The organism is Rhodococcus sp. YH3-3, assembly GCF_001653035.1.
Lineage (GTDB): Bacteria > Actinomycetota > Actinomycetes > Mycobacteriales > Mycobacteriaceae > Rhodococcus_F > Rhodococcus_F qingshengii.
The window spans coordinates 199,964-210,866 of the sequence record NZ_BCWH01000003.1 but is presented as its reverse complement, the minus strand read 5'-3'; the positions used below and the strand labels follow the sequence as shown (position 1 = coordinate 210,866).

Here is a 10,903-nt window from a genome sequence, read left to right as displayed (position 1 = left end):
CGCTCGCACCGCAGGCTCCACCGGTGGCCGTCCCGCACGCTAGGCCACACCGCCGCCCCGCGCGCAACGCCGCCCGGTACAACTCAATAGGTTTCGTAATGGACAGCGTCGGCCAATGGCCGGCGCTGTCGCCATCCGAAGCGTTCGAGATCCGGAACCTGTTGAAACTCGGTCACCTTCCCGACGCACAGCCACGCAATGGGGCGAACGGGTGACGGAATGCCCATGAGTTCGGTGAGGTACTTCTCGTCGTAGAACGAAACCCAGCCGATGCCGATCTCCTCGGCTACCGCGGCGAGCCACAAATTCTGAATTGCCAGCACCGCCGAGAACAGCCCGGTGTCGTCGACGGTATGACGGCCGAGGATGTTCGGGCCACCGCGCGACGGGTCGTAAGTGACGACGATGCCGGTACCACTCTCGGCAATTCCCTCGATCTTGATGGGGTCGAACGTCGAGCGGCGATCCTCGGGCAAGGACTGCGCGAATTTCACCCGGGCATCGGCGACGTGTGCCGCGAAGGTGTCGAGCGTCTCCGGATTACGAACGACGACGAAATCCCACGGTTGCGTGTTTCCCACGCTCGGCGCGCGATGGGCGGCGTCGAGAATGCGCATCAGAGTTTCGTCGGGGACGATCTCTCCCGAGAACTCGGCGCGAACGTCTCGCCGTCGCCGAATCGCTTCGTACACGGATACAGCTGATTCACTCACGCCCCGACGGTATAGCGGTGCAATCCCAGCATGGCGTCGGGGTGCGGTTCGACCGTTTCTTCGCGCACGCAGGCGCGGAGCGCGCTGCCGACCGCCCCCGAATCCATCCCGGCACCGATCACGACCAGTTGCGTGGTTCGAGGTTCGCCCGACTTCCATCGCAGCGGCGTGATCCGGACATGATCACCCACCGATTGGATCTCGAATTTTCCTGTGTAGCCCGGAATCTCGAAGTTCACGAAGCCCTTGATGCGGTAAACACCCGACGGCTGATTCTCGAGAAAGTGCGTCAGAGCCCTGGCATCGAGAGGCGTCTCCGATGCGAAATCAACCGATTCGTAGCGGTGGTGCAGGTGATCGTGATGACACGAGCCGTCCTCGTGATCGTCGTCGTGCCCGTCGCGCAGGAGCTCGTCGAGGCTCAGTTGATCGCCCGGAGCCGGAGGGGTCACCTCGCCGGTATCGAACAACAGAGCGGGGTCTATCCGCGAGTGCGAGGTTTCCACCATCGGCGCTCGCGGATTCAACTTACGAATTTCGGCCGTGAATCGCTCGCGTTCGGCGACCGGAACGCTGTCGATCTTGTTGACTACCACCAGGTCTGCCAGGCGGACATGTTGATCGAGCTCGGGATGTTCGCGGCGAACGGTGGAGAAATTGGCTCCGTCGACCAGGACCACCAGGCCGCCGTAGACGACAGACGGGTTCTCACTTCCGAGGACGAGTCGAATCATGTTCCGCGGCTCGGCAAGCCCGCTGGCCTCGATGACGATCACGTCGATCCCGGACTGCCGGTGCGCCAACTTGTTCAGCATCTCGTCCATGTCCGAGACGTCGACAGCGCAGCACAAACAGCCGTTGCTGAGAGAGACCATCGAATCGACCTGACCGGCGACCATCATCGAGTCGATGTTGACGGATCCGAAGTCGTTGACGATCACGCCGATGCGTACACCGTCGTTGTTACGCAGAAGATGGTTGAGCAGCGTCGTCTTGCCCGAACCGAGAAAGCCTGCGACGACTATTACGGGAATCTGCTTCTTCGCCACCACACAACCTTCCGAAACCACACGTACCGATCAGTGATCGTAGTGGAGTGTGGCTCCGGAAGGTTCACGCTGACAGCAGACTCACACCGTGCAGAGCGGACGGATGTCCGACGTGCCCTCGGTGGTCGGTGACGTCAGGATCGTGCATGCGTTGTATCCACGGGATTCGGCGACCCGGCGGATCTCACTCCAGCCTGCCGCGTCGATGACCGCCGACCGTGAGAGCACGAACCCGGAAAGCCTGAGCGGATCGCCCACCAGTGCCCATGAATAGTCGTCGGCAATGTAGGTGACGATGTAGTTGGGTGGGCCGTCCAAGCTTTCCTGTGAGGGCACCCCGGGGAAGCTCACATGCAACTGGGCACCCGTTGCTGGGTCGGTAACTCGGGCATTCCCGACGATCTCGTTGGCTTGACCGGTCCACGTCGTACACGTGTTCTTCACGCTCACGTTCGACGAATCGACGATCCCGTAACTCGCCCGGGTGTCCCTCGCGCACGCGAGGTTGAAGGGCTGAGGAATCGCCGCCACCTGGTTCCATTCCCCTACGTAGCGCGCGACGTCCAGGTTCGCCACCGGCTGCAAGGGTTCCCAGAGTGGGCTCGCCTGCGCGGTTCCCGAAAACATCGTCGCTGCGGCGCACACTCCCGCAATCGCAATCGCACTTCGCCCCGACCACTTCATGTCACTGCTCCTCGTCTGTACAACGCTCGATCGGCATTGGTTCCTCAAGACATTCGGAGCTGACGGACTGGAGGATGGGGCGGTATGTAAAACTACTTTTGGTTTGTTATGGACCTACTTCACAAACCTTATGTAGTCTTTGCTAAAAGATAGCTGAAAGTCGGACGGAGCTACTGTGATGAAGGTTGTCGACTTAGGTCTAGAACGCACTCGCTATGCAGTCATCGACGAGACGATCGAGTCGAGGTGGCGCCGAGTCACCTCTATGCAGCACGACGCCGTTGCCGTCGTGACTCCGCGCGACCGGATCACTTTCGCCGAACTCGAACTCCGGACCGACGCATTGGTCCGCGAACTTCGCCTACGTGGGTCACACGGGGCACGCCCGGTTGCGGTCGATCTCGAACCAACGGCCGAGTCGGTGCCCGCCATCCTCGCCACTCTGATTTCCGGTCGGCCCTTGGTCATGATCGACCCACAACTCCCCGAGGCCCGCCGAGCGCACATCATGAGCACCTCGGGTGCAGTCCCGCTGCAGTCGATACTCGACGAGTCTGCTGCGACGGGCTTCAGATTCGACAGCGCGTTGGAACCATCGAGTTCCGACCCTGCAATGATCGCGTTCACGTCAGGCACCAGCGGGGCACCCAAGGGAGTCGTGTTGAGCCACTCCATGTGCCTGAACAAGGCCGACGAACTCGCCGCAGCAATCGACCTGCGACCCGACGATCACATCGGGAACCTGTTGCCCGTCAGTTTCGGAGCCGGAATCACGGCCCTGATCATGGGGCTTATGAACGGAGTCACGGTCTACTGCTGGGATCCACGTATCGACGGCGTCTCGGGAATCGACGACTGGCTGATCGAGAATTCGATCACGACCACGCACTGTGCGCCGTCTTTTCTGCGGGCGTGGTCAGATCTCGATTGCGGTGCAGCAAATGATGATTCGATCGGTTCCCTACGCGTCGTCGTAACGTACGGGGAAGCAGTTCACGGCGAGGACTACGCGCGCCATCGCAGTCACGGCTTCGCTCGCGTCACGTACGTCAACTGGCTGGCCACCACCGAGACCGGTGTCGTCGCGTACAACGTGTTCCCACCACATTCCGAACTACCCGTCGGAGTGGTACCGGCCGGACGTGCTCGCGACGGCAAGGACGTACAGATCGTCGATGTGAACGGCGTGCCTCTCCCCGACGGAGAGATCGGAGAGATTCAGGTTGTCTCCAGTGATCTTGCCGACGGATACCACGGCGACCCGGATCGAACTGCAACACGATTCACGCGCCTGGGCGACGGAGTGAGCATCTACCGGACCGGTGACCGGGGCCGCATCGACGAACGCGGAGAACTGCAACTGCGGGGACGCGTCGACGACGCCGTCAAGATTCGGGGCTACCTGGTGGAGCCGATGGAAGTCGAGGCGCATATTCGTCGAATTCCAGGCGCCGCCGATGTTTTCGTGGCCGTCGTCCTCGAGAACGATCGACCGGAGATCGTCGCCTACGTGGTCCTGACCAAAGCCGTGATGGCACGGTCGGGCGCCGAGATGCGGCGCGAATTGGCGACATATCTGCCGGCCTGGATGCTCCCCCGACATTTTGTTCTGATGCCGGCGTTGCCCCGCAACGAAAGAGGAAAGGTCGATCGAACAGCGCTGCCCTCCGTCGAGGTGCGGTCCACTCCACCGACTCTCGCCGGGCCCGCCGAATTGTGGTTGTCCTCGATCTGGGAGTCGATTCTCGGTATCGACTCCATCGACCGTGAGGACGACTTCTTCGAACTCGGCGGCGATTCGCTTGCTTCAACCGAAGTGGTGGCAAAGATTCACGACATGTTCCGGATCCGGATCACGGCGGCGGAGTTCGCGGCCGCCAGTACCGTCAAAGACCTTGCAGCGCTGGTGGATCGGCGCAGAATCGATCCCGATGATCGAGTCTGTCACAACACGATGGTGCCACTGAAGCTCGAAGGCTCCGGGCGACCGCTGTTCATCATGAACGGAGCGGGGTGCCCATCGACGACGCTGTCCACCTTGTCGAAAGCGCTTCACACCGATCGGCCGGTTTACGCACTTCAGCCACACGGCTTCGAATCTCGCGGACTACCCGACCGGTCGGTGAAAGCAAGCGCCCGCCGTTTCATTTTCGAAATCAAGAAGATTCAGCCCACCGGGCCATACCTCCTCGCCGGATACTCGTACGGCGGCTACGTGGCGCTGGAAATGGCGACACAGCTGTCCGAGTCAGGTGACACTGTCGAACACGTCACCGTTCTCGACACCAGAATCTCCACCGAGGCTGCCGCACGACTGGCTGGTCGAGCGGGCATCACTTTGGATCCGTCGATCGTCGACCTTGCACCACAACCATCCACCAATGCCCGCTGGAAGCCGACCAGACGCACCGTCGCGGCCATGTGGATCCGCACGCTGTTCGCCGGCATTCTGCAGTACCCGCCGGCCACCCAGTGGACCGTGTTCCTCTACATCGGAGGCCAGGCGCTCCGGAAGCATCGGATACGAGCATGCGCCGCGCCCGTCACCGTCATCCGTGGAGCCACCAACAACCGTGGACGCGAGATCTGGTCACTCATTGCCACAGGCTCACTGGATTTCGACGACGTCGACGCGTGCCACGAAGACGTCGTCCGCCAACCGTACGTCCGCAAGACTGCGGCGATCATCGATCGAGTCTGTGATCGAGCGTGACCAGCGCTGCTCATGTCCAGTTGTAGAAGAAAGAGCGGCGGGGAGTGAGTGCCCACTCGGTCGTCGACGAGCACACTCGTTCTTTGACGAACGCACCCGCCCTGCCTGCGATGAACATGCCCGCTGCGTCGTCGACACGAGTGGTCCGCTGGAACACACCTCGCCGCCTCCCGAGACTGATGCACCGGCCTGCGAACTTCGGAGCCACCGGGCGCGGCGCGGAACCTTCGAGTCGATGCAGGATCGTCTCGGCCGCATGGACTCCCAAGGGAATCGCGGCCTGACAACTCATCCTCAGTGAAAGATCACCGACTGCGACCGCATCACCCGCACCGACGATGTTGGGGTGGGACGAGCATTCGAGTCGGTCGTCGACCTTCAGACGACCGAGACCGTCGACGGGAAGGCCACTTCGGCGCGCCAGCTCGGGGACCCCGAATTCTGTCGCGAGAATCGTGCAATCTGCCTCCACCCGTGCGCCTCCCGCAAGCTCGCAGGACGAACCGTCAATGCGTGTAACCCGGGATTCGGTGACGATGTCGACCCCAAGATCGGTCAATGTTCTGAGAATTGCAGATCGCGCACGCTCTGACAGATCCGGGGCCACGATTCCTCCGGTCACCAAAGTGATTCGGCTGCTTCGCTGCTCAGCCAATTCTGCGGCAGTCTCGATGCCGGTGAGACCGCCGCCGACAACGCAGACCGTAGCCTTCCCGTCGAGTGTCGCCAGTCTGGATTCGAGGCGAACCGCGTCCTCGAATTCGGAGACGCTGAACCCGTGCTCCGCCGCCCCGCCGATAGTGCTGGGTAACTGCCCACTTCCGACTGCGTAGACCAGATAGTCGTAGTCGAGCACACTGCCGTCGTCGAGGGTAAGCCTGCCGAGCCCCGCCTCGATCGTCGTCACCTCTCCGAAGACTCGGTGTGCCGCACGCGGTAGCGCCCTGTCGAACGAGACCGTCGCGTCGTAGCCAGCCGCGATCATCTGATGGAGCCTGATTCTTTGCACGAAGTGTGGGCGCGGATTCACGACGGTCACCGTGATGTCCGACCGAGTTCTCAGCAGTCGCTTCGCTGCCATGACGCCCGCATATCCTGCCCCGATTATCACCACGTGTGCACTCATGGTTCTCCGTTCCGCCAACGGTCCCCATGCTGAGAATGCACGGGATGATCAGGCCTCATCGCGGACGTTATTGAACATTGACGCCCTGGCGTTATGGCGGTCGACACATCTAGGCAGAACTGTGCTGCATGCAATAGAGACTCGAAAAACACAGAGTCGACAACACAACACTGGCTCGAATACAACAAATGCTCTGCACCGATTGGTGCAGAGCATTTGTTCGGGTGGAACTAAGTGGACTATGTTCGCACTTATCCTCCCCCATGAAACGGGTCCTAGAAGCGACCCGAGATGACGGGAGTGAAATCGGATCAGTGCCGGTCAGGGCCACTTCTCCGGAAGTGGTTCGAGTGCCGCAGCGTCGCCTGACGACCGACGACACTGCCCGCATCATTTCTGGTCACGCGGCCGGCGCGAGCATGAAAGCGCTTGCCGAGCAGCTACAGCTGACTCGTCAAACCATCGCGCGGGTTCTCAAACGAGAAGGCGTCACGCTACGCCAAATCGGACTCAGTGACTCGCAAATCGATGACGCTATTCAGCTTTATCAATCCGGAATGTCATTGGCGAGGATCGGAGAAAAGTTCGGCGTCGACCACGGGACGGTTCGACGTCAATTACTGCGACGAGGCGTGGCGATGCGCGACAGTCACGGCAGGGAAAGATCAGCGCATCCTCAGGCCGATGACTCATAGTGAGACTTACTGGGTACGCCCACAAATCTAACCAGGAGGCCACATAGTTACATCACCCTCCCGCGCCCTGCTGTACCTCCGCGTCAGCACACCCCAACAGCTCCGGCCTGACATCGGGCCAGAAGGGCTCTCGATTCCCGCCCAGCGTGATGCCTGTCGCCGAGCTGCACAACAAGCCGACCTCACCATCGTCGACGAATACATCGAACCAGGCCGCTCCGGCCGCACCATCACCCAGCGACCAGTACTGCAAGAACTCCTCGAACGAATCCGATCCGACACAGGCGTCACCCACCTCATCATCTACGAACTGTCCCGGCTTGCGCGCAACCGAGCCGACGATGTCCATATCGTCACTGAACTGACCGCACACGGCGTCACGCTCGTCAGCGCCACCGAAAACGTCGACGCCACACCCGTCGGTCAACTCACCCACGGACTCCTCGCGGCTGTCAACGAATATCGCTCCGCACGCGACGGCGCAGACATCGCCTACAAAATGAGTGAAAAAGCCAAACGAGGGGGAACCCTCGGCCGAGCCCCTATCGGCTACACCAACACACTCCAGCGACGAGACGGGCACGACTCACGCAGTGTCCAAATCGATCCCGTCCGTGGACCTCTCATCCACCGAACCTTCGAAATCCCCGACCAGTGCCGAACTGTTCTCAATGCAAATGGCAATTCATTCCGCTCAGTCCGTCTAATACATGGTGGTAATGTAGAAAGCGTTCTCGTCCGACACGAGGCGGAGGCCGATCTCAGCGCGGTAAGGAGACCGCTCCCCCCGGTCGACCTCCACAAGGGTCGAACACAGCAGATCACCGTTCTCAAGGATCCGAAGCCCAAACAGATAGTGATCGCGAATGCGCTCGTGGACCAAAGCACATAGCTCGCCAGCGTTGATATCGCCTTTCCCCATGTTCTGGAGGTTCGATTGCTTCTTTGTAGTGAGGTAGTCGAACTTCTCCTTGGCAATGATCACCCCGATTTTAGAATCGCTAGCACGAGCATAGGTCGCGTCGAGCGAGGTCAGCATGAGCGCCTCATTTCTACTAAAGGCACCACCGCTCGACCGCTGAATCTTGTACGACAAATACTGTCCGAAAAGCAGGTCGTACACTGATACGATCCGTGAACTCCCGACCGCCCAGGTACCTTCGTTAAGACCATGCTGCGGCTCCACCGTGTCGGAGTGCTGCAATATATAGATAGATCTGGACTTGAGGAGCACTGGAACCAAAACACCGCTCAGCCGATCCTTGAGTAGAGACTGCGATGTCGTGTCGACGGCCCCGACGAATCCAGGAGTGCCCGCGAGACCTCCTACAATCTTGTCCAGGTTCCTCGAGCTAAGGTTGGTTATGTAAACGCAGTAGATTTGGCTAGTTCCGATTAGTCCAGCGAGATTGAGGTGCGGGTACGTCCGCCTAAGGTATGCGAGGTCTCCCGATTGGTTCCTGCTGATTAGATCGCCATGGAGGATCGAAGTTGTCAGGTCCTTCGACAAGAGCGGAACGACAAACTCGCTTGCGCCAGTCGCATAGTTCCCGTAGCCACGCTCAAGAATTAGTGAGTCGAACATCAGGCAGACTTCACGCTTATCCTGCCTCGGGACCAGCGCATTCCGAAACGCATCGTAATTGATGCCCATACCTTCGAGCTGCTTCGTCAAGATCCCCAGGTTCTGCCAAATTGCCGCGCGTTCACCATCCGCGGACCACCCGAAATAGTCAGAGAACGACTCGACGAAGACGTGATCCGTGTTGAATGTATGCATTGTCAGTGCTTGCACTCGAGCCCTCCGCGATCGTTGATCAAAAAGACAGCGATGACTAGTTGAACCGAAAATCTCTGTAAGAACTGCGCACGTTGAATCGCCGACCATTCTTCCTACGCTGCAGCAACCCCGCAATGGTGTCGATGTCGTTCGGACGCATTCCAAGCTCTCTACACTTAGCGCGGACTTGCTCGACAGTGACGTCGGCCCATCGCTCAGGGCGGTTCATCATGTCCGCCTTCAGCTTGTCTTCCTCGTTCCACTTCAGGCCAGAATCGTAGCCCGCTGCCCATGCCTCGACGCTCTTGAGGACGTCGTCGACGCCGTTGAGGAGCGCCTCGCCAGCAGCTTCGCTCGCAACCTCGCGCGGCTGAACCGAGTGGCCGGGAAGTAGCAAAACAGGGTTCGCGTCCTCAACCCATTCCGCAGTTTCAGACGTGCCCCACTCGATTACTACAAGGGCATCAGCTTCCGTGCCCCACAGGTCATTCAAACGCTGGCGATCTGGCCATGCGTAAATGACTCTGTGGCCAGAGAACTTCGCCGATGAAAGTCCCTTCCAGGTCACGTGTGTTGTCCCCCAGCGGGCCGCGAGTGCCTTAATCGCTACGTCGTCGAATTTCTTGTTCGGGGTAACCAAAAGAATCGGGCCGCCCCGTCGATCGAGAAGCCATTTGATCGCGCGAGCGCTCTGCCGCTCACGATTGTCGGGTAACCTGAGCTGCGAAATTGCCACCGGGCAAGGGAAGTTCAACTCAGTCATCATCCTTACTTGGTGAATCTGGGTGCGTTGTCCCCCCCGCACGATACCGCGGACCACCGTCAAATCCTCTGATGGCTACCAAACGATTCGCACGGTACCTACGATTGGAGCCCCGATCATTTGTAAGCCACCGACAATCGCTCAGCTCGCCGCCACGATGGCCAAGTTCGGGCTCCCCGCACGCCGTCACCTCGATGACTGACGGAGCAACCTCGTCTCAGCCCACCAAACTCCAGCAAAAACTTCGCGATTCCTACTCCGCCTGTTGCTGGTCGGCAATCGGGAAATCCCCTCAGGCCAGCACCAAGGAATAGTCGACCGGCGACTCTTCGACTGAGTGAAGGAGGCTTCTCAACGCCCCAACCCGACCCGGTCAACGAGATAGTCACCACACCCTAGTACCTCAAAGTACTTCAATCCCACACCCGGCGCTCAGCTCATGGACGCGTGTCGCGCTTGATTACACAGTAGCCAAAGAACGAAAAGGCGGTATCTATCCTCACTTCCGCAGCCGCGCAGGCAAGAATAAATCTGCGATCTCCCGCACGTTAATGCCGAAGATGTTGAGAACTCCATCGTTGCGAACAAACCACTTGAACTCCCCACGGATCCGCCTCCGACGTTGAGGACGGACTCAACGAGACGCTGCGTAACTAACACCAGTAGCGTCGTAACGAACACCAGTAGCGTCCACGACCTTCACGCAGCTATGGCGACAAAGCTGAATGAACTTGATGCCAAGGAGGAACGGCATCCGCCTCGCCGCTGACGGTAGTATTTCTCAGGCGGGGACCCGTCCACGCCTTCGCAAACTTGAGTGCAAGCGGGATGTTAGGGGCAGTGTATCGAGCCAGAGACTCGACACCGACACTGCCGCAACGGTTCAGCTCAGCCAAGGCAGTGTCCCGAAGATTCTCAGTGATCCTAGCGCCACGGTGCGATGCCCCAATCGGCGGTGGAGCTGTGATGCGGACGAGGGGTAGGAGTCGGCCGGTGAAGTCATGGAGGCGACGCTTAGGGTAAGTGCCAACACGTGCAGATGGCCACCGTCGATGAAGGTCGGCTGTACGAGGCTCGTCCAGCCGGCGGTGGGTACGCTCTCAAGGTGAGCTACTGCTTGGCAGATCCAGCTTTCCGCGCCGATCAACCCGCGCGACTGAGAGAGGCGATCCTTGTACGTCCGATCAATGACTTAATCGAGCCCGTGCGCGGAGTCAGTCGAGCCCCTGCCGCGATGAAGACGATCCGAACTGGGTGCCTCACGCCGAGCCGTTGTGTGGAAGGTGTGCAGGCGCGCAAATTGTGCATTCGTCGCAATCCTGGGGACAGGACGCTGGACTCGAGTGGTTCGGGCTTCCTCTGGGCCGAGAACGTCGGACC

7 protein-coding genes and 1 pseudogene are annotated in these 10,903 nt (G+C 59.9%); 2 read left to right on the top strand and 6 right to left on the bottom strand.

Features of this window, described 5'->3' with window-relative positions:
• Nucleotides 1-83: 83 nt before the first annotated feature.
• From bluB to YH3_RS26095, 3 genes are all read right to left on the bottom strand, one after another.
• Entirely contained in the window at nt 84-713 is a 630-nt protein-coding gene (gene bluB, locus YH3_RS26105) for a 5,6-dimethylbenzimidazole synthase (RefSeq protein ID WP_007731309.1), read from the bottom strand.
• Nucleotides 710-1,762, bottom strand: a complete 1,053-nt coding sequence (locus tag YH3_RS26100; protein ID WP_064444373.1) for a GTP-binding protein — start codon at nt 1,760-1,762, stop codon at nt 710-712. Before YH3_RS26100 ends, bluB begins: the two co-directional genes overlap by 4 nt.
• A gap of 81 nt (nt 1,763-1,843) precedes the next feature.
• The gene (locus tag YH3_RS26095; protein WP_064444372.1) at nt 1,844-2,446 is read right to left on the bottom strand and encodes a lipocalin family protein; all 603 of its coding nucleotides are present in this window, start codon (nt 2,444-2,446) and stop codon (nt 1,844-1,846) included.
• A 178-nt stretch (nt 2,447-2,624) separates the two neighbouring features.
• Here YH3_RS26095 and YH3_RS26090 point away from each other — a divergent pair, with 178 nt between their 5' ends.
• Nucleotides 2,625-5,159: an alpha/beta fold hydrolase gene (locus YH3_RS26090; RefSeq protein WP_064444371.1), complete on the top strand. Its 2,535-nt coding sequence runs from the start codon at nt 2,625-2,627 to the stop codon at nt 5,157-5,159.
• Nucleotides 5,160-5,169: 10 nt separating this feature from the next.
• On the opposite strand, the gene YH3_RS26085 is transcribed toward YH3_RS26090, so the two are convergent.
• The gene (locus YH3_RS26085) at nt 5,170-6,285 is read right to left on the bottom strand and encodes an NAD(P)/FAD-dependent oxidoreductase (protein ID WP_082920674.1); all 1,116 of its coding nucleotides are present in this window, start codon (nt 6,283-6,285) and stop codon (nt 5,170-5,172) included.
• Nucleotides 6,286-7,023: 738 nt separating this feature from the next.
• Between YH3_RS26085 and YH3_RS36865 the strand changes: the two are divergent.
• Nucleotides 7,024-7,446, top strand: a pseudogene (locus YH3_RS36865) (recombinase family protein); the annotation flags it as partial.
• Between the two features lie 237 nt (nt 7,447-7,683).
• Here YH3_RS36865 and YH3_RS26070 read toward each other — a convergent pair.
• Together YH3_RS26070 and YH3_RS26065 are read right to left on the bottom strand one after the other, a co-directional pair.
• Nucleotides 7,684-8,775: a hypothetical protein gene (locus YH3_RS26070; RefSeq protein ID WP_064444367.1), complete on the bottom strand. Its 1,092-nt coding sequence runs from the start codon at nt 8,773-8,775 to the stop codon at nt 7,684-7,686.
• Nucleotides 8,776-8,815: 40 nt separating this feature from the next.
• Complete coding sequence (locus YH3_RS26065) at nt 8,816-9,523, bottom strand: hypothetical protein (RefSeq protein WP_064444657.1); 708 nt, start codon at nt 9,521-9,523, stop codon at nt 8,816-8,818.
• Between the last annotated feature and the right edge of the window lie 1,380 nt (nt 9,524-10,903).

Bases quoted from the DNA above. Each gene is read 5' to 3' on its own strand.
- YH3_RS26095 (WP_064444372.1), bottom strand. From the start codon at position 2,446: ATGAAGTGGTCGGGGCGAAGTGCGATTGCGATTGCGGGAGTGTGCGCC.
- YH3_RS26090 (WP_064444371.1), top strand. From the start codon at position 2,625: ATGAAGGTTGTCGACTTAGGTCTAGAACGCACTCGCTATGCAGTCATC.
- YH3_RS26085 (WP_082920674.1), bottom strand. From the start codon at position 6,285: ATGAGTGCACACGTGGTGATAATCGGGGCAGGATATGCGGGCGTCATG.
- YH3_RS26065 (WP_064444657.1), bottom strand. From the start codon at position 9,523: ATGACTGAGTTGAACTTCCCTTGCCCGGTGGCAATTTCGCAGCTCAGG.